The sequence below is a fragment of the Streptomyces roseofulvus genome (assembly GCF_039534915.1).
Lineage (GTDB): Bacteria > Actinomycetota > Actinomycetes > Streptomycetales > Streptomycetaceae > Streptomyces > Streptomyces roseofulvus.
The window spans coordinates 7809832-7828175 of sequence record NZ_BAAAWE010000001.1 but is presented as its reverse complement, the minus strand read 5'-3'; the positions used below and the strand labels follow the sequence as shown (position 1 = coordinate 7828175).

Below are 18344 nucleotides of genomic sequence, written 5' to 3'. Positions count from 1 at the left end.
GTCCACGGCGAGGCTGGTGCCCATGACGAACACCATGCCGAACACCGCGGCGAGCACCGCACCGGACGCCCCCACCATGCGCGCCATCAGCCAGGACACCCACGGCACTCCCGACGTACTCAAGGAGGTCACCCTCCCCCGCCCCGCGCCGGGCCCGAGCGAGATCCTCGTCGCCGTCCGCGCCGCCGGGGTGAACCCGACCGACTGGAAGCACCGCGCCGGCGGCGTCTTCCTCGACCGGATGCCGCTGGTCCTCGGCTGGGACGTGTCCGGTGTCGTCGAGGCCGTCGGCTTCGGCGTCACCCTGTTCAAGCCGGGCGACGAGGTCTTCGGGATGCTGCCCTACCCGCACGGCGTCGGCTCCCACGCCGAGTACGTGACGGGCCCCGCCCGCTCCTTCGCCCGCAAGCCCGCCGACGTCGACCACGTCCAGGCGGGGGCGCTGCCGCTCGCCGCGCTCACCGCGTACCAGGCGATCGTCGACACGGCGGGGGTCGGCCCCGGCCGGCGCGTGCTGATCCACGCGGCGGCGGGCGGGGTCGGCCACCTCGCCGTGCAGATCGCGAAGGCGCGGGGCGCACACGTCATCGGCACCGCCAGCGCCGCCAAGCACGACTTCGTGCGCTCCCTCGGCGCGGACGAGGTCGTCGACTACCGCACCACCGACTTCCGCGACGTCGTCCGGGACGTCGACATGGTGCTCGATCCCCTGTCGGGCGACACCCGGTCCCGTTCGCTCGACGTCCTGCGGCCGGGCGGGCTCCTCGTGTCGCTCCTGCCGGGCACGGACCCGGAGGAGGCAGCGAAGGCCGCCGCGCGCGGGGTCCGCGTCGAGACGCTTCTGGTGGAGGCGGACCACGCGGGCATGAACGCCGTCGCCGACCTGGTCGCCTCGGGCGCCCTCCGCGCTCACGTGGAGGCCGTCTTCCCGCTGGCGGACGCGGCCAAGGCGCACGCGCTCGGCGAGACGGGCCGGACGACCGGCAAGCTCGTGCTCACCGTTCCGTAGTCGGTCGCCGTGCGGGGGGGGGGCGGCCGATCGTCGCCCCGAGGCCGATCTTCCGTTCCGGTGGCGGGGCCGTGCGTGTCCCGCCACCGTGCGGACCGCCCCTGCCGGCGTTCGGACCCCGCCGCCGGCAGGGATCAGGCCCCGTCGGCGGTGTGCGGGGAGAGCGGCCGTTCGAAGAAGGTCTCCAGGACCACCGTGGCCTGTGTGCCGCTGACCCCCTCGATCGCATAGATCCGGCGCAGCACGTCCTGCAGCTGCTCGGTGGTCGCGGTCCTGACCTTGACCAGCACCGAGGCACTGCCGGCGATGACGTGCGCCTCCACGATCTCGGGGAGCGCGGCGAAGTCCTGCGCCGAATCGCCCATCCAGGACGTCGAGTCGACCATCACGTAGGCCAGGACGGCGCTGCCGACGGCGGCCGGGTCCACCTCGACCGTGGTGCGCCGGATGACGCCGCGCTCGCGCAGCTTCCGCACCCGCTCGTGGGCGGCCCCGGCCGACAGACCGACGGCCTGGCCCAGTGCGGCGTAGGACTGGGTGGCGTCCTGCTGGAGCCGGGCCAGCAGCGCCCGGTCGATGTGATCCACGACTCTCCTTCGGCACCTTCTTGTCGGGACCATATCTCATCCTGCAGTCTGCCTCCCAGGCCGATTTTCCTTCGGCACATGACGGATTCCCAGAGGAGTGGATCCTGTGAGCGGCGAGCGCCCCGGGCTGTACGAGATGCTGGACGACCGGTTCCGGACCGGGCGGTGCATGAACGGCGACGAGGGGCTGGAGGTCCTGTACACCGGCTGCCGCTGGGCCGAGGGGCCGGTCTACGTGCCGGCCTGGCGTCAGGTGGTGTGGAGCGACATCCCCAACGACCGGATGCTGCGGTGGGACGAGGAGACCGGCGCGGTCTCCGTCTTCCGCCGCTCCGCCGGGCACACCAACGGCAACACCCTCGACCGCGAGGGCCGACTGATCACCTGCGAGCAGGGCAACCGCCGGGTGACCCGGACCGAGCACGACGGCACCGTCACCGTGCTGGCCGACCGCTGGGAGGGCAAGCGCCTCAACAGCCCGAACGACGCGACCGTGAGGTCCGACGGCTCCATATGGTTCTCCGACCCGGACTTCGGCATCACCAGCGACTACGAGGGGTACCGCGCGGAGAGCGAGATCGGCTCCAACAACGTGTACCGGATCGATCCGGCCACCGGGGAGGTGCGGCTGGTCGCGGACTGCTTCGAGGCGCCGAACGGGCTGGTCTTCTCGCCCGACGAGCGGCAGTTGTACGTCTCCGACACCCGCGCGGGCCGCATCCGGGTCTTCGACGTACGGGACGACGGCACCCTGTCGGACGGCGAGGTCTTCGCCGAGGCCGGGGCCCGCGAGCAGGCCCGCTTCGACAACCTCCGCTTCGACGAGGACGGCCGGCTCTGGGTCGCCGCGATGCGCGACGGCGTGCACTGCTACGACCCCGACGGCACCCTGATCGGGCGGCTCGACATTCCCGAGGCAGTCGCCAACATCTCCTGGGGCGGCGCCAAGCGCAACCGTCTGTTCATCGCGGCGGAGACGAGCCTGTACTCGGTCGTCATGGCGGTCACGGGCACGCACCCGACGGGACCGGGTCGGCGGCCCTGGCTGTAGGGCCTCGGGATCGGGGAGCTGCGAGCCAGGGCGGAGGGCGAGCCGCGAGCCCGGGTGGGGCCCGGGCGCTCAGCCCGCCAGACGTTCCGCCAGCAGCAGGGCGCCGATGGCGATCATCATGGCTCCGCTGACGCGGGTGACGGCCCGGGCGGCCGAGGGGCGGGAGCTGAGGACCGTGCGCGCCAGGACGGCGACGGCGAGGTAGACGACGGCGCAGGCGGTCAGGTGCACGGTGCTGAGCAGCCCGGTCTGCGCGGCCACCGGCCAGCCGGTCACGGGGTCGATGAACTGCGGGAACAGCGAGAAGTACAGCAGCAGCGCCTTGGGGTTGAGGCCGCTGGTCCCCGCCCCCTTGAGCAGGACGCGCAGCGGCGAGGCGCCCGCCCCCTCCCCGGTCGCCGCGGGCGCCGCGGCCGGCTGCCGCAGGAGGCCCCAGCCGAGCCACAGCAGGTATCCGGCGCCCGCGACGGTCAGGGCGGTGAGGGCGGCCGGGGAGCTTGCCACGATCACGGCGAGGCCGGCGACGGCCACCAGCGCGTACGCCGCGTGGCCGGTGAGGAGACCGGCGACCGCCGGGACGACCGAGCGGTCACGCAGGCCGGCGGAGATCGCGTACGCCCAGTCCGCGCCCGGAGTGACCACCAGGAGCAGGTCCACCGCCAGGAAGGCCGCCAGCGTCGTCGTGTCCATCGTTCGTTTGTTCCCTCTCGCACTTCTTGTTCCCGGAGGGAAGGGTAGGCGCGATTCGCCCGAAGATGTTTGCGTCTTTACCCCTTGATCGCGGCGTTCGAGGGAGAATCTTCTCCATGGACGCCCTTGACCGGAAGATTCTGACCGAACTGCAGCTCGACGGCCGACTGACCATCACCGAACTGGCGGCTCGCGTGCAGCTCAGCGTCTCGCCCTGCCACCGCCGACTGCGCGACCTCGAACGCGAGGGAGCGATCCGCGGCTACCGCGCCGTGGTCGACCCCGCCGCCGTCGGCCTGAACTTCGAGGCCCTGGTCTTCGTCACCCTGCGCTGGGAGACGCCCGACACCGTCACGGCCTTCGAGGAGGCCGTGGCGGCCGTCCCGCACGTCCTGCAGGCGCAGCGCCTCTTCGGCGAACCCGACTACCTGCTCCGGGTCGCCACCACCGACCTGACCGCGTTCCAGCAGCTCTACGACGAGCGCCTCGCGCGCCTGCCCGGCGTCCAGCGCCTGACGTCCACGCTGGTCATGAAGAACGTCATCGCCGACCGCCCGCTGCCCGAGAGCTGACCGCCGCTCGGAGGCCGGGCGAAGGTCACGGCGCGAAGGGTTCCGGAAAAGGATCGAGAAAGACCGGGCGGCGATGTCGAGAATCCGGTTGCTGCTCCGTCCCCGGTGCGAACGCGGCCAGAATGGGCCGCACGAGCACCGAGGAGAACCACGATGGCCAAGTACCTGCTGCTGAAGCACTACCGAGGCGCCCCGGCCCCCGTCAACGACGTGCCGATGGACCAGTGGAGCCCGGAGGAGATCTCGGCCCACATGCAGTACATGCATGACTTCGCCGCCCGGCTGGAGAAGACCGGCGAGTTCGTCGACGGTCAGGCCCTCGCCCCCGAGGGGGCCTGGGTCCGCTACGACGGCGAGGGACGCCCGCCGGTCACCGACGGGCCGTTCGCGGAGACCAAGGACCTCATCGCCGGCTGGATGATCATCGACGTGGACGACTACGAGCGCGCCGTCGAACTGGCCGGGGAGCTGTCGGCCGCCCCGGGCGCGGGCGGCAAGCCGATCCACGAGTGGCTGGAGGTGCGCCCCTTCCTGGCCGCGCCCACCACCATCACGGAGTGACGTCACCCATGGACGAGGCGCTGCTCCGGAGCCTCATCCCGAGCGTCCTCACCGTCCTCGTCCGCCGCGGAGCCGACTTCGCGGCGGCCGAGGACGCCGTGCAGGACGCCCTGGTCGAGGCGCTCAGGGCCGGTGCGGCCGGCTCCTCCCCGAGCCTCCTCGACGGGGCGGGCGAAGCCTCGTCCGCCCCGACCGGAAACCCGGGCGGGGCGGACCCGCTGCGGGACCCGAAGGGCTGGCTGATCACGGTCGCCTGGCGCAAGTTCCTCGACGCGACACGCGCCGACGCCGCCCGCCGGCGTCGTGAGGACCGCGTCGAGGAGGAGCCGGCGCCGGGGTCGGTGCCCGACGTCGACGACACGCTCCAGCTGTACTTCCTGTGCGCCCATCCGTCGCTGACACCGGCGTCGGCGGTGGCGCTCACTCTGCGCGCCGTGGGTGGGCTGACCACTCGCCAGATCGCCCAGGCCTACCTGGTCCCTGAGGCGACGATGGCGCAGCGGATCAGCCGGGCCAAGCGCACCGTCTCCGGGGTGCGCCTGGACCGGCCGGGCGACGTGGCCACCGTGCTGCGCGTCCTCTATCTGGTCTTCAACGAAGGCTACTCGGGGGACATCGACCTCTCCGCGGAGGCCATCCGGCTCACCCGACAGCTCGCGGTCCGCATCGACCACCCCGAGGTGGCCGGCCTGCTCGCCCTCATGCTGCTCCACCACGCCCGGCGCGCCGCCCGCACCGCGCCGGACGGCAGCCTGGTGCCGCTCGCCGCGCAGGACCGCGGCCGCTGGGACACGGCGCTCATCGCCGAGGGCGTCGGGATCCTGCAGGCGGCGCTCGCCCAGGACCGGCTGGGCGAGTTCCAGGCCCAGGCCGCCATCGCGGCGCTGCACGCCGACGCGCCCACGGCCGAGGAGACCGACTGGGTGCAGATCGTCGAGTGGTACGACGAGCTCGCCCTCCTCACGGACAACCCGGTCGTCCGGCTCAACCGCGCGGTCGCCGTGGGCGAGGCCGACGGACCGCGCGCCGGCCTGGCGGCGCTCGCGGCGCTGGACCCGTCACTGCCCCGCCACGCCGCGGTGGCCGCGTACCTCCACGAACGCGACGGCGACCTGACGACGGCGGCGCGCCTGTACGCCGAGGCCGCGCACCGGGCCCCGAACCTCGCGGAACGCGACCACCTGACCCGTCAGGCGGCCCGGCTCAACGCCCGCCGAGAGCCCTGAGGGGGGCGCCGGAGACGTCCGGCGCCCCGAAGGGCCTCCGCGCCAACGCCCTTACAGCCTCGGGCTGTTGATGCGGTCTATACGCGTAGACGGATCGTGCCCCATCATGGTCGCGCTCTGCCCGGCACCACCGCGCACCGGCCGCACATCCGCGGCCGGTGTCTCCGGCATGCCCTGACACCCCGGGGTCTGCCGTCCGACTTCTCTGGAGGATGTCTTGTCCGTCAGAAAGCAGCTCCGCACGGCCCTCTGCGGCCTCGCGCTCACCGGGCTCGTGGTCACCGCCGCGCCCGCCATCGCCGTCGCGACGCCCGCCGCGACCGGTGCGGCGAAGGTGTCCCCCGTAGCCGCCGCCGAGGACGCGGCGGCCCGTGCGCTGGCCCGCTCGTTCGCCGACTCCGCCTGGCGCGCCGAGGCGGGCAGCGCCGTCGCGGGCGGCGCGGAGACGGGCCTCGGGGCGCTGGCCGAAACCTCCCGTACCAGGGCGGCGGCGTCGCTCGCCACCGTCGTCGCCGCCGCGGACCGCGCCGTCGTCGCGGCGAAGGGCCTGCCCGCCGGCACGGGCGGGCTGCTCACCGTGACCCTGGCCGGGGCGCGGGGCTCCGGGCGGGCCCCGCTGGTGGCCGTCGAACCGTCCGACGACGAGATCACCGCGGTCACCGCCTACGACACCCGGGGCCGGGCGCACACGCTGGACGCCTCCCGGATGCCCGACGTCCCGGTGTACGTCGTCGGCGTGGACGGGGAGAAGGCGGTTGAGGCAGGTACGCGGGTCCTGGAGCGGGAGCTGGCCGCCGCCGGCGTCACGACGGCCGCGGCGAACGCGACGGCCGCGACAGCCCCTGCGGCGTCTACGGCCCCGACGGCGCCGACGACCTCGACGGCCTCGACGACCTCGACGACCTCGACGGCGAGCAGCACCGGCTTCTGGACCTCCCGCATCACCTCCGTGCGCCTCGCCGACGACAAGGAGACGTGGATCAAGGGCGATGCCGAGATCTTCAGCATCGTCAGCGGCTTCGGACTCGACGGGAAGGTCCGCGTCGACACGGTGACCCACCCGTACCTCGACGACGCGGGGACCACGTACCACCCGAACCAGATCCTGGTGAACTGGTCGCTCTACAAGTACAACCTGGCCGACGCCGTGATGATGGAGGACGACGGCGACACCGACTACTCGGCACTGGCCAAGGCCATCGCCGCCGCCCTGCTGACGATCGCGGACCTCGGGGCCTACATCCCGCTGGTCGACCCGGTCGTGGACGCGCTCCCGTCCTCCTTCTGGACCGACGACGCCGACTTCGTGGACGCCTGGTACACGCTCGCCCGCGAGATGACGGGCACCCGCGACGGCGCCGGCGCCAACGGCCGGTTCACGTTCGACCGGTACTGGGTCTCCGCCCTCTGACGACCGCCGGGCGCAGGAGGGCACTGGCGACCGGACCGACTGTCAGTCCCTCCTGACACCCTGTACGCATGACCGCGACCGGCGACCCGCTCGCCTCCCGCCCTCGCGCCCGCCTCCTCGACCTCATCGGCGCCATCGAACCCTGGGACGACCTGGAGCGCGCCCACCTGGCGACCGCCACGGAGTGGATCGCCAGGGGGGCGCCGCTCTACCGGGTGCGCCCGCCGGACGTGCCCCCGACGCATCTGGTCTGCTACTTCGTGGTCCACGACGTCGTTCGCGGAGAGCTGCTGCTCACCGCGCACCGCAAGGCGGGCCTGTGGCTGCCCGCCGGCGGGCACGTCGAGCCGGACGAGGACCCGTGGGACACGGTGGTCCGCGAATGCCGGGAGGAACTGTCCCTCCAGGCCACGGCCTCGTCGCTCACCGGCGCGCACCCGCTCTTCCTCACCGTCGCCCCCACCCGGGAGCGTCACCCCCACACGGACGTCTCGCTCTGGTACGTCCTCGACGCGGACGCCGACGCCGTCACCACGTACGACCGGGGCGAGTTCGAGGCGATCAGATGGCTGACGAAGGAGCAGGTGCTCCAGGAACCCATCGACAGGCTCGACCCGCACATGCACCGCTTCGCCCGCAAACTCCAGCACGCCGAGGCCGGATGAACTGGACACGGGAACGTACACGGAACCGAACACGCAGCAGGCAGCCGCCCGAACTTCGCCTCTCAGGCGATCACGACGGCGGGGCCGCCGTGGGCGGGTGGGGTGCGCCGGCGGGGTCGGGGAGGGGCCGGCGCCAGTCGCCTGTCGTTCTGTGGAGGATCCGGCGGGCCAGGGTGCGTACCTCGGTCCACGTCCGGTCGGTGACCAGGGACTCGGCCCAGAGACCGGCGCGGCGGTCGGGGGTGAGGGCGGCCAGGTGGCGGCCGAGTTCCTGGAGGTCGCGGGTGTCCTCGGAGGCGAGGACTGCGCGCTCCGCGAGGCCCGCGGAGATCCGGCAGACCAGTTCCACTTCCTCGACGACGGACGCGGTGTCCAGGTCCCGGTCGCCCAGCCAGGCGCGCTGGTCCTGGGAGTCGGCGGCGAGAAGGGCCATCCAGCGCAGCGTCCACGTGCGCAGGCGTTCGTCGTTGAGGCGGTTCATGCCTGCACGATCTCATCGGGCGGGAACGGGCCCCGTGTCGCCCCTCAGCAACGGATGTCGGTGGCCGGCCGTTCTCCCGTCACCAGGAAGCGGGTGACGGTGCGGTCGCCGCACGCGTTGCCCGCTCCGCCGGCGCTCACCAGGTAGACGCCGTGGCCGCCCCGGTCGACCGAGACCATCCGGGCACGGTCTCCGAGCGCCTTTCGCATCCTCAGGCCGGAGGAGTGCGGGGTGGACGGGTCCCGCAGGTTCTGGATCATGAGGATGTTCGACGGGCCCTCGTCGGTGAGCCGGACCGGCTTCTCCACCGCGCCGCCCTTCCAGAAGGCGCAGGGCGTGATGTTGACGGGCATGCCGCCGGTCAGCGGGTGCCGGACCCGGTCGGCCGCGACCGCGCGGGAGTACGCCGGTACGGAACGGGGCCAGTCGACGTCGTTGCAGATCACGCCGACGGTGACCGCCGCGGCCTCGTCCGGCATCGCGCCGGACAGCTCCGGGGGCAGCACGGGCACGCCCCGCGGGTCCAGGGCCTGGGCGGCGAGCCGCGCGAAGCCGCGGAAGGCGCCGTCGGAGTAGAGCGCGACCTGGAGCGCCTGCCGGAACGCCGCTCCGGTGAGCGGCGCGCCGGGTACGGCGGTGGCGCGGGGCGCCCGGTCGAGCCGCGCCGCGAGATCGAGGACCAGAGCCCGTACGGCCTCCGGGGTGTCGGCGAGCCGCAGGCCCTCCGCCGCGCGGTCCGGGTGGGAGGCCCAGGCGGCGAAGTCCGGGAAGCGGTCCTCGGCGCCCTTCGCCATGTCCGCGAGCCAGCCGTACGCGACCCGGCGCGGGTCCGGGTCGGCGCTGCTGTCCAGGACCCACCGGTCGGTCCGGCCGGAGTGCTCCTGCGCGTACCGGGCGGCGACATAGGTCCCGTACGAGGTGGCCCACGCCGACAGCTTCTCCTCGCCGAGCGCCAGCCGCAGCAGCTCCATGTCCCGCACCTGGTTGGCGGTGGTGAGGCCGCGCAGCATCGGTCCGCCGTCGCGGGCGCAGGCGTCGGCGATCCGTCGCGCCCGCTCGACGTTGGCGCCGATCGACCCATCGTCGCCCGGCCAGGACCGCAGGGTCACCATCCACCGGTCCTGCTCCGCGAGCCCGCACCGCGCCTTCGTCGAACCACCGACCCCGCGCGGGTCGAAGGCGACCAGGTCGTACGCCCCTCCGGTCTCCTTCGCGAGCGCGGCCCCCTTCTGCGCGAGCCGCTGCACCCCGGAGCTCCCGGGCCCGCCCGGAATCACGAGCAGGGTGCCGCGCCGGGCCTCCGGGCGGGTGCTCGCGAGGCGGGAGACGGCGAGTTCGATGCGGGGGCCGTTGGGGTCGGCGTGGTCGAGCGGCACGGAGAGGCCGGCGCACCGCTGCCCCTCGACCGGCTTCACCGCGGCGGGACACTCGCCCCACTGGAGCCGGCCGCCGGTGGCGTTCCCGGTCGCGGCGGCGGGGCCGGCGGAGGCGACGAGGGCGGCGGAGGCGAGGGCGGCGAGGGAGAGGGAGAAGGCGAACACGGAGGGGGTGGCGGAGGGGGCAAGGGGGTTACGGACGCGGCGTGTTGTCATGGCCTCCACCCTGCCGCCCCGTGCCCCCCACGCCCCATCAGGCCACCGGGCCTCTCGGGGTGGGGCCAACCCCCGCTCCGGACCGTCCTGTTGACCCCCCGGCCGCGGGGCCTCCTGACCGCACACCGCCGGACGCGGGGTGTCAGGGAAAGTACAGGGCCGCCTTCTCCAGCACATGGCCCGTGAACATCCCGCCCCAGACGACCCTGCCCCGGTACATCGAGGTCCGGACCGCGTCCGGGCCCGTCTGGACCGTGACGGGGCGGCTGACGACGGTCGTGTCGATGGTCCGCGCGTCCTCCGCGGCCCAGTGGGCCGCAGCGGGGTCGACGGACGCGCTCACGAGCGCCGGCAGCACCAGCGTCACGTTGCGGGCGCCCGGTATGCCGCCGCGCAGGCCCTTCGCCCTGCTCATGGCCCAGACGGTGAACTCCTCCAGGGTGGCGACGTCGACCCGTGGGACGGCCGCGGCGAGGACGAACAGCTCGGACCTGGTCCCGAACCACCGCGCCTTGCGGTCCGCGCGCTGCGCGGCCACCACCGGGCGGCCGTTCCACTCCGGCGACGTCACCGCGCAGCCGTCGGCCGTCAGACGCCCGGCGAGCCCCGCCAGGTACGTACCCGCCGCATCGGCGGTCGCGTCAGATGCATGCTGAGTCATGACAGCAGATCCTCCAACACCCCACGGAGCGCGGGGAAGAGCGGCGCCACACGAACGGCCGCCCCTCGGCAGACGTCATCCGCCGCTCGCCCTCCGTTCAGAGGGCTTCCCCCACCGGTCCGCGTCCGCGAGCCGTCCGGCGCGGGTGGCCGGCCCCGAGAAGCGGAGGTGGCCGTCGGCGATCGCGGCGTGCTGGAGCAGTCTGCGGTCGCCGCGATAGCTCGTCGACGCCACCCATGGCGCGGCCGGCCCCTGCTTGGGCAGCCGGTCGAGGGCCTGCCGCACATAGCCGGCACCGAAGTCGAGCATGGGGCGGGTGGCCAGGCCGGGTTCGCTCACGGGCCGGGCGGTGTCGTGACCGTACCGGTCCATGTGGGCGAGCAGCCGGCAGACGTACTCGCACACCAGCCCGATCTTGAGGGTCCAGGAGGCGTTGGTGTAGCCGATGGCGACGTTGAGGTTCGGGATGCCGGACAGCATGGTGCCCCGGTAGAGGAGCGAGTCGGCGGGTGAGACGTCCGTCCCGTCCACGGTGAGGCGCATGCCGCCGAGGAGCTGGAGGGTGAGTCCGGTGGCGGTGACGATGATGTCCGCGGGGAGTTCCCGGCCGGACCGGAGCAGGATCCCGTCCTCGGTGAAGGTGCTGATCCGGTCGGTCACGACGGAGGCCGTACCGGCGCTGATGGCCTTGAAGAGGTCGCCGTCGGGAACGGCGCACAGGCGCTGGTCCCAGGGGTCGTACGGCGGGTTGAAGTGCTCGTCGACCGGGAAGCCGGCGGGCAGCAGCCGGGCGTTCGCCGCGCGGATCAGCTTCCGGGTGGCGGCCGGGAAGCGCCGTGCGAAGCGCCAGACCAGCTGTTGCCTGGCGAGGTTCTTGCGGCGCGCCACGGCGTGTCCGCGCCGGTCCCCCAGGACGCGGCGGAGGAACCGGGCGGCCTTGTCCTCCTTCGAGACGGGCACGACGTACGTGGGCGTCCGCTGCAGCATCGTGATGTGCGCCGCCGCGCCGGCCATCGCGGGGACGAGGGTGACGGCGGTGGCCCCGCTGCCGATGACGACCACGCGCTTGCCGCGGTGGTCGAGGTCCTCGGGCCAGTGCTGCGGATGGACGATCTGCCCGTGGAAACGGTCGCGCCCCTCGAAGGGCGGGGTATGGCCCTCGTCGTACCGGTAGTAGCCCGTGGCGCAGAAGATCCACCCGGCGGTGAGCTCGATCCGCTCGCTCGCGCCGGTCGCCGGATCGGTGCGCTCGACCCGTACCGTCCAGCGCGCCGCCTCGGAGGACCAGTCGGCGGCGACGACCCGGTGGTGATAGCGGATGTGCGGGTCGAGGCCGTTCTCGGTGGCGGTCTCGCGTACGTAGGACAGGACGCGGCAGGCGGTGGCGATGGACTCCCGGTCACGCCACGGCCTGAACTCGTACCCGAAGGTGTAGAGGTCGGAGTCCGATCGGACGCCGGGGTACCGGAACAGATCCCAGGTCCCGCCGGAGGCACCGCGCCCCTCCAGGATCGCGAACGACCTTCCCGGATGCGAGACCTTCAGATACCGCCCCGCGCCGATCCCGGAGATCCCGGCACCGACGATCAGGACGTCCAGATGCTCCACGTGCGGCGGCGGGTACGAGGTCATAGGGAAGAGGATGCGGCACGCCGGATTCCGCCTCGACGGCGGAGTGCCGCTCACGCGGGCGCGGGGTGCGTCGGGTCCGGGGTTGCCGAGGCACGGGCTACCGCTGGCTACGGCTCCGGCCGACGTCGTTCGTATCTCCGGCCGGCCATTGAGCACTGCTTCGCCCGCCCGAAGACCTGAGAGATCCTGCGCGGCTGCCGGCCGAGGGGGGACGGCGTGCATCAGGCCATGCGCGGCGACGCCCGCCTGCGCGACCTCGCGTGGGGCTATCGGTGAGCATCCCCCCTGCCGGCCTCGGATGCCGAAGGTGGAACGTCGGCGATGGTGACCGGCAGGCCATGCTCCTGCGGCCACCCCGGCCGCCATCTGATGAGCCACTCGGCGAAGTCCTCGCGCACGAAAATGGGGTCCACGGGCTTCAGCCGAATCTGGGGTCGCTCATCAGCCCACCACACCTCGAACTCCGACGTGGTGCCCTCCGTGGGCCAGCGCTCGGCTTCGCTGGGTAGCAGCACCACGTCTACGAAGCCGCCTACGGGCAGCCCGATGTCCACGAAGATGCCGATCGCGCCTGGACGTGGCACCCGGACCACCGTTCCAAGGAAGCGTTGCCCGAAATGCAGTCGGCGACGTGTCGCCTCCCAGTCCTGTGCACTCACCACCCGGTCATCTTGTCAGAGCCGAGCTTCCTGCCGACGCCTCGGCCACCGAGAGCGCGCGTCGACCGGGACGAGCCCGCGGAGAAGCCTGACAGCCGGCTCCACCCATAGCCTGCCGCAGAGACGCCGTCACCGAAACCGGCGCGTGGCAACCCGTGTGGGAAACGATGAAAGAACTCGCAGAACTCCACGGTGACGACAACGTACGTCTCGTCGTGTGGTTCAACGACTGAGCGGACCACTGTCACAGCCAGGCCGCGCCGCTCCTCATGGTGCGGCGTTCGACGCTGTCGCGCTGCTTCTCGGTGCATACCGCGGGTGGCCGCAGTGGCGTTTGCGGTTCGTGACCTGGTCGGAGGGCTGCGAGATCACCGTCCTGATCCCGCGCCGACGAGGACATGACCGTGCGTCGCCGGCGGCCGCGCGTGAGTTCTCAGGTGCCGAACTCGGGCAGGTCCTTCCATGGCGTCCCGGTGCGGTAGCGGCCTATGCCTCGGCTGCCGTGGCCGACCTGGCGGTCCGCTCGAGTTTCGCGCAGTGGGCTGCTCGGGCTTCCGCGTCGACGGGCTTCTCGTGTTCGGGGCGCAGGCCGGTTCGGCCGTCGAGGGTCTCGCGGAGGATGTCGGCGTGGCCGGCGTGCCGGATGGATTCGCCGAGGACGTGGACCAGGACGGCGAACAGGTTCGTGTGCGCGTGGGGTTCCGGCCACCACGGGACGTGGCCGGGGGCGTCGAGGGGGAGTTCGTCGATCGTGGCGTCGGAGTGTTCTCACGTGCGCCGGTAGAAGGCGACGATCTGATCGCGGGTCTCGTCCTCGGCCGCCCACTGGTCGCTGCCGTCGGCGTCCTGCCACGGGGGCAGCGGTTCCGGGGAAGGGCGGCCGAAGACCTCGCCGAAGTACCGGGCCTCGACGGTGGCGACGTGTTTCACCAGGCCGAGGAGGTTGGTCCCGGTCGCCGTCAGGGGTCGGCGGGCGTCGTACTCGGACAGGCCGTCGAGTTTCCAGAGCAGCGCCTCGCGGTCTCGCCGCAGTCTCCCGTGGAGGTTTTCCTTCGCGAATGCTTCGATCATGCGGCATGAGCCTGCCATGCGCCGCTCGTGGTCTCAAGAATCCGCAGGTGCTCGAGAGCGGCTTGCGCGTACCTTGGGCGCGTGAACGAGATCGACGGCGACACCGAGACCCTCGGGTGGGAGCTCATCGGCTGGGAGGGCGACGACATAGCCGCACACGTCACCCCTCTCGACCGGGCCGAGATCCTGCGGATCAGGGACCTCTTCCCCGACCGGGACGACGACTTCCTGGAGACCGCGGCCTACGAGGTGCCGTCTGCGCTGTATCCGGCGATGCGCGGGGCCGTCCCGCGCCTGGAGTTCCGTGAGGGGCTGGAGTACCAGATCGGTGGGTTTCGCCTCTCGGACTGACCTACAACGTCGTGGGACAGGAAGAACCGGGAGTCGGAGGGGGCGCGGGTCGGTGAAGCGGAGGTCGCCGCAGGAGAAGAAGCGGCTGAGTTACCTCAAGGATCGCCGGAACAGCTACGGCGAGAACGACAAGAGTTCGCGCAAGAACATCCGCCGGAACAAGCGGTTTCAGCACACTGCCAACCGACGGCACGCGCAGACCGCGCTGACCACGCTCCTGGGGTCACTCGATGACGCCCGTGCCGATGCTGTCGAAGAGCGTATGAGCGGTCGGCGGCCGAAGCGGTGGCGGAAGTTTCCCGACGCGCCTCTGGGGGCCGTCGTCGACGGTACGCTCCAGCGCCGTGTCGCGGCGGATCCCGAGGGCGGCGTACGTGGCGTCGACCGGCTGCGTCGGGTCCGTCGTCGGCTCGCGCGCAGAGCCGGCTCGTCGCTCGTCGACGACGAGCGGTGATGGCGGCGGCGTAGGGGCGGGGGCGGGCGGGTACGGCCGGGGCGGGGTGCCCGTAGGCCGGCCACTCCCCCGCAGCCGCCGCAGCGCCGAGCCGGTGCGGCCTCGTCGTGCCGCGCTCGATGAACTGCGCCGGTTCCCGTCATGAGAAGTGTGCTCGGCGCCTCGACCCGGTCCGGTGGTGGAGGTGGCGCTCGCCGACGAGGAGGACGGCACAGGCCGTGGTGGTGAGGAGACCGCCCGCGAGGAAGGTCTCTCGGGGGCCGGCGAAGGACAGGACGAGTCCTCCCAGCGCGGCGCCCCCCGCGATGCCGGCGTTGTAGGCGCCGGAGTTCGCCGCCAGGGCGATGTCCGTGCGGGCGGGAGCGCAGTGCAGCATCGCGTTCTGGGTGGTCATGAAGACGGGACCCAGCGCGGCGCCCCTCACGATCAGGAACGCCGGCGCCGCCACCGGATCGGTGCCGGCCGCGTACAGGCCGATCATCCCCGCGGCCTGGGTGGCCACCGCTGTGGTGAGTGCGGCGTGCGGGTGGCGGTCCAGCAGGGTGCCGGTGACGGTCACTCCCGCCAGGCAGGCGATGCCGACGAGCATGAGCAGGGCGCTGACCGTCTGCGGCGCGAAGCCGGTCACCTCGTCGAGGAACTTCACGATGTAGGTGAATCCCGCGAACGCTCCCGCCGCGGAGAGTGCGCCCGCCGCCAGGACGATGCCGAACCTGCGGGTGTCCGGATCGGGGGCGTAGGCGGCGGGTTCCTCTTCCGGGCGTGAGGTCGGCAGCAGGAGGGCGATCGTCACCAGGGAGACCCCGCCCAGCAGCGCGATCAGCGCCACCGGCACCTGCCAGTCGGTATGCCGCCCCAGCCACGTTCCCGCGGGTACGCCGAGGACCAGGGCGAGCGAGCCCGCGACGGAGAGCGCCCCGACCACGCGCCCGCGGACCGCCGGTGCGAACAGTCCCACCGCCACCGGCCCCATCACGGCCCAGAAGAGCGCCTGGGCCAGCGCGGTCAGCAGCCGTGCCGCGAGGAGCACGCCGTAGGAGGGGGCCGTCGCGGCGGCGAGGCTGGCGACCACCAGTGCGGCGAGGAGTGCCGCCAGGACGTGACGCCGCGGCACCGTCCTCACCGCGTGGGCGAGCGGGACGGACGCGACGGCCACGGTCACTCCGTAACCGGTGACCAGGAGGCCGACCGCCGACACGGAGACCCGCAGGCCTTCGGAGATGCCGTCGAGGAGCCCGATGGGCAGGTTCTCCGCGGTGTTGAAGGTGAACGCGGCCAGCATCAGGGCGGCGAGCACCGCCACGGCGCGCCAGGGCTCCGGTCGTCGTACGGCCGGATGCTCGTCTTCCGCTCACGTCTCCCGTGCCGGTCCCGTCGCACCGTCCATGGGGTCAGCTCACCGAGGGCGGGGCCTCGTCGCAACGGCATATCCTCCCGCGCCGAGACGGCGGCCGCCTCGGGGCGGGTGTCGTCACCGCGCCACCCGGTAGCGGACGTACAGCACCTTTCCTTCGTAGGTGCGGGTGTCGACGAGTTCGAGGTTCACCCTGCGCTCGTCTCTCGGGAAGAAGGGGGTGCCGCCGCCCACGAGCAGGGGGTGGACGCGTGCGCGGTACTCGTCGATCAGGCCCAGGGCGGCCGCCTCGGCGGCGAGGGCGGCGCCGCCGATCGCGATGTCGCCGTCCCCCGGCTCGGCCCGTAGGCGTGCGATCTCCTCCGCCAGGCTGCCGGTGGCCAGGCGGGCGTTGCCCTGGACCGCCGACAGCGTGCGGGAGAAGACGACCTTGGGGAGGGGGTTCCAGAGCGCGGCCCATTCGCGCTCGGCGTCGTCGAGGGTCGAGAGGTCGACGGTCTCCCAGTAGAGCATCGTCTCGTAGAGCCGTCGGCCCATGAGGTGGACGTCGACCTCGCGGATCTCGTCGATGAAGGACCGGAAGACCTCGTCGCCGGGGTCCGTCCAGGCGAAGTCGCCGTCGGGTCCCACGATGTAGCCGTCCAGTGAGACGCCCATGGAATAGGTCACGTTACGCATCAGGAGAAGACCACCTCGGGTATCGGCTCGCCGGTGCGCCCCTGGGGCACGTCACTCCACGAAACCACACCTTCGGGAGATCCCGGGCCCCCTCGCCCGCCGTGTTCCTCCGTGGTCAGTACCGGTAGTCGGGCCAGTGGGGGTCGTCCCAGCGGGCCGGGCCGGTGACGCCGAGGAGGCGTACGCGGTGGAGGAGGTCCTCCGGTGCGCCGTGGGCGCGGAGGCGGGCGGGGGCGTGGCGGACCAGCCAGGCGGTCAGTTCGGCGCGCGTCTCCTCCTCGGCCGCCCAGGCGCTCCACGGCAGTTGGTCGGCGAGCAGGTCGTACGCCCAGTGCTCGACCGCCTCGGCCAGGTGCCGGTCCGCCTCGGGAGTGGGCGTCGCCTCCCAGGTGGCCAGCCAGGGGGTCAGGGTGCCCGTGGCCTCCGCCGTCAGGAGCAGGACGTGGTGGGCGGGGACGGCGGGAGTCGGGTCGGCGAGCGTGTGCGCCCACCACGCATGCAGGAACTCCTCGACCGCGGCGGTCTGCTCGGCGGGCCACGCCCGCCAGCCCGACATGGCGAAGGCGCGGCCCGCGCTCTCCAGGTCGGAGGCGGTGTCGACGCTGCCGTCGGCGAGGGCCGTGGCGAACTGGGGCAGGATGCGGCGCAGGACGGAACCTCGGTGCGTCCAGTCGGTGGCGTGCCAGGTACGCCGCAGAAGGTCGGCGTCCAGCCGCACGTCGGGGGTCTTGAGGAGGGCGAGCTCTTGCGCGCTGCCCCAGTGGCAGGCGCAGTTGTGCTCGTCGGGGTGGGCGGCCATGCCGCGGAAGGTGTCGGTCAGGCCGGTCAGGGCTTCGTCCAGCCGACGGGCCGTCGGGGGCGTGGGGCGGTCGGCGGTCGGGCGGGGCTGGTGGGGCATGGCGGTCGCCTTCGGGGACTCCGGGGGCCTTCGCCTGCCGAAGGTCACCAATCTAGCGTCGGGGCACGGCGAAGGGCCGCCCCCTTTTCGGGGCGGCCCTTGTGCGTGCCGGCTACTGGGCGGCGACGGGTGCGTCGAAGCGGACCGAGCGGAGTTCCAGGGTGTCCTTGGCGGGCTTGCCGTGGGCCTTGAGGCGCCACTCGGGGCCCTCGCAGTTCGCGCCCACGTAGACGGTCACGGCGGTGTCGGTGTCGTTGTGCGGGCCGTAGCCGGGGAGTTCGTCGTCCTCGCCGACGGCGTCGAGGTTGATGCACTTGCCGCTGTGCGGGTCGTGCAGGGTGACGGTGTTCTCCTGGCCGAAGCCGTCGACGTACTTGTAGTGGAACTCGCCCTGGGCGGCCTGGGCCGAGCCGGCCGTCGACAGGACGAGGGCGAGGGCGCCGAGTGACGCGCCGAGGGTGCTGCGCAGCTTCATGGCGGGGTGGTCCCTTCCCGAGATGATCGAAGAAGCAGGGGTCACGCTAGGCAGCCGGGGAGGAGGCGAATCGATCCACCGGAGCGGGTGGGGTGGCGTGTTGGCGCAGTGTCACCTGTTCGGCCCCGTCGGGGTGGCGTACGGTGCCGGCCCCGGGTCGGGCGTGGTCGCCGTGTCCTCGGGGCGGCCGTTCCGCGCCCCTCGGCCGTCCATATGAGCGGCGGGGTGGTGTTTTCCGCGTGTCGCCGCGAGCAAGATCCGTTGGC

The 18344-nt window shown here is 72.8% G+C and carries 20 protein-coding genes and 1 pseudogene; 9 read left to right on the top strand and 12 right to left on the bottom strand.

What is annotated here, in order from left to right:
• Positions 1–76: 76 nt before the first annotated feature.
• Positions 77–1009 carry an NADP-dependent oxidoreductase gene (locus ABFY03_RS36015; protein ID WP_346172364.1) on the top strand — a complete coding sequence of 311 codons (933 nt, stop codon included), beginning with the start codon at positions 77–79 and terminating at the stop codon, positions 1007–1009.
• Between the two features lie 134 nt (positions 1010–1143).
• Here the strand turns inward: ABFY03_RS36015 and ABFY03_RS36010 are convergent, their stop codons facing one another.
• Complete coding sequence (locus tag ABFY03_RS36010; RefSeq protein ID WP_319007397.1) at positions 1144–1596, bottom strand: Lrp/AsnC family transcriptional regulator; 453 nt, start codon at positions 1594–1596, stop codon at positions 1144–1146.
• A gap of 136 nt (positions 1597–1732) precedes the next feature.
• Here ABFY03_RS36010 and ABFY03_RS36005 point away from each other — a divergent pair, with 136 nt between their 5' ends.
• Positions 1733–2647 carry an SMP-30/gluconolactonase/LRE family protein gene (locus tag ABFY03_RS36005; protein ID WP_346172363.1) on the top strand — a complete coding sequence of 305 codons (915 nt, stop codon included), beginning with the start codon at positions 1733–1735 and terminating at the stop codon, positions 2645–2647.
• Positions 2648–2716: 69 nt separating this feature from the next.
• Here ABFY03_RS36005 and ABFY03_RS36000 read toward each other — a convergent pair whose 3' ends face one another.
• Positions 2717–3337: a LysE family translocator gene (locus ABFY03_RS36000; RefSeq protein WP_346171984.1), complete on the bottom strand. Its 621-nt coding sequence runs from the start codon at positions 3335–3337 to the stop codon at positions 2717–2719.
• A 116-nt stretch (positions 3338–3453) separates the two neighbouring features.
• On the opposite strand from ABFY03_RS36000, the gene ABFY03_RS35995 reads away from it, so the two are divergent.
• From ABFY03_RS35995 to ABFY03_RS35975, 5 genes are all read left to right on the top strand, one after another.
• Positions 3454–3909, top strand: a complete 456-nt coding sequence (locus ABFY03_RS35995; protein WP_346171983.1) for an Lrp/AsnC family transcriptional regulator — start codon at positions 3454–3456, stop codon at positions 3907–3909.
• Positions 3910–4062: 153 nt separating this feature from the next.
• On the top strand, positions 4063–4470 hold the full coding sequence (locus tag ABFY03_RS35990) for a YciI family protein (protein ID WP_346171982.1): 408 nt from the start codon (positions 4063–4065) through the stop codon (positions 4468–4470).
• 8 nt (positions 4471–4478) lie between these two features.
• Entirely contained in the window at positions 4479–5696 is a 1218-nt protein-coding gene (locus ABFY03_RS35985) for an RNA polymerase sigma factor (RefSeq protein ID WP_319007429.1), read from the top strand.
• 217 nt (positions 5697–5913) lie between these two features.
• On the top strand, positions 5914–7107 hold the full coding sequence (locus tag ABFY03_RS35980; RefSeq protein ID WP_346171981.1) for a DUF3103 family protein: 1194 nt from the start codon (positions 5914–5916) through the stop codon (positions 7105–7107).
• 68 nt (positions 7108–7175) lie between these two features.
• On the top strand, positions 7176–7772 hold the full coding sequence (locus tag ABFY03_RS35975) for an NUDIX domain-containing protein (protein ID WP_346171980.1): 597 nt from the start codon (positions 7176–7178) through the stop codon (positions 7770–7772).
• Between the two features lie 70 nt (positions 7773–7842).
• Here ABFY03_RS35975 and ABFY03_RS35970 read toward each other — a convergent pair whose 3' ends face one another.
• From ABFY03_RS35970 to ABFY03_RS35940, 6 genes and pseudogenes are all read right to left on the bottom strand, one after another.
• The gene (locus ABFY03_RS35970; RefSeq protein ID WP_346171979.1) at positions 7843–8253 is read right to left on the bottom strand and encodes a hypothetical protein; all 411 of its coding nucleotides are present in this window, start codon (positions 8251–8253) and stop codon (positions 7843–7845) included.
• A gap of 44 nt (positions 8254–8297) precedes the next feature.
• On the bottom strand, positions 8298–9845 hold the full coding sequence (locus tag ABFY03_RS35965; protein ID WP_346171978.1) for an alpha/beta hydrolase: 1548 nt from the start codon (positions 9843–9845) through the stop codon (positions 8298–8300).
• 142 nt (positions 9846–9987) lie between these two features.
• Positions 9988–10506: a hypothetical protein gene (locus ABFY03_RS35960; RefSeq protein WP_346171977.1), complete on the bottom strand. Its 519-nt coding sequence runs from the start codon at positions 10504–10506 to the stop codon at positions 9988–9990.
• A 75-nt stretch (positions 10507–10581) separates the two neighbouring features.
• Complete coding sequence (locus ABFY03_RS35955) at positions 10582–12138, bottom strand: flavin-containing monooxygenase (RefSeq protein WP_346171976.1); 1557 nt, start codon at positions 12136–12138, stop codon at positions 10582–10584.
• A gap of 266 nt (positions 12139–12404) precedes the next feature.
• Complete coding sequence (locus tag ABFY03_RS35945; protein WP_346171975.1) at positions 12405–12797, bottom strand: hypothetical protein; 393 nt, start codon at positions 12795–12797, stop codon at positions 12405–12407.
• Positions 12798–13283: 486 nt separating this feature from the next.
• A pseudogene (locus ABFY03_RS35940) lies at positions 13284–13868 on the bottom strand (DinB family protein).
• Between the two features lie 81 nt (positions 13869–13949).
• On the opposite strand from ABFY03_RS35940, the gene ABFY03_RS35935 reads away from it, so the two are divergent.
• Positions 13950–14219, top strand: coding sequence for a hypothetical protein (locus ABFY03_RS35935; RefSeq protein WP_346171974.1), 270 nt, complete (start codon positions 13950–13952; stop codon positions 14217–14219).
• Between the two features lie 52 nt (positions 14220–14271).
• A complete protein-coding gene (locus ABFY03_RS35930) occupies positions 14272–14673 on the top strand; it encodes a hypothetical protein (protein WP_346171973.1) in 402 nt (133 codons plus the stop codon).
• A gap of 139 nt (positions 14674–14812) precedes the next feature.
• Here ABFY03_RS35930 and ABFY03_RS35925 read toward each other — a convergent pair whose 3' ends face one another.
• The 4 genes from ABFY03_RS35925 to ABFY03_RS35910 form a co-directional block, all read right to left on the bottom strand.
• Positions 14813–15955 carry an MFS transporter gene (locus ABFY03_RS35925; RefSeq protein WP_346172362.1) on the bottom strand — a complete coding sequence of 381 codons (1143 nt, stop codon included), beginning with the start codon at positions 15953–15955 and terminating at the stop codon, positions 14813–14815.
• A 189-nt stretch (positions 15956–16144) separates the two neighbouring features.
• A complete protein-coding gene (locus ABFY03_RS35920) occupies positions 16145–16705 on the bottom strand; it encodes a dihydrofolate reductase family protein (RefSeq protein WP_319007409.1) in 561 nt (186 codons plus the stop codon).
• A 115-nt stretch (positions 16706–16820) separates the two neighbouring features.
• Entirely contained in the window at positions 16821–17603 is a 783-nt protein-coding gene (locus ABFY03_RS35915; RefSeq protein ID WP_346171972.1) for a hypothetical protein, read from the bottom strand.
• Positions 17604–17715: 112 nt separating this feature from the next.
• Positions 17716–18078: a hypothetical protein gene (locus ABFY03_RS35910; protein ID WP_346171971.1), complete on the bottom strand. Its 363-nt coding sequence runs from the start codon at positions 18076–18078 to the stop codon at positions 17716–17718.
• Between the last annotated feature and the right edge of the window lie 266 nt (positions 18079–18344).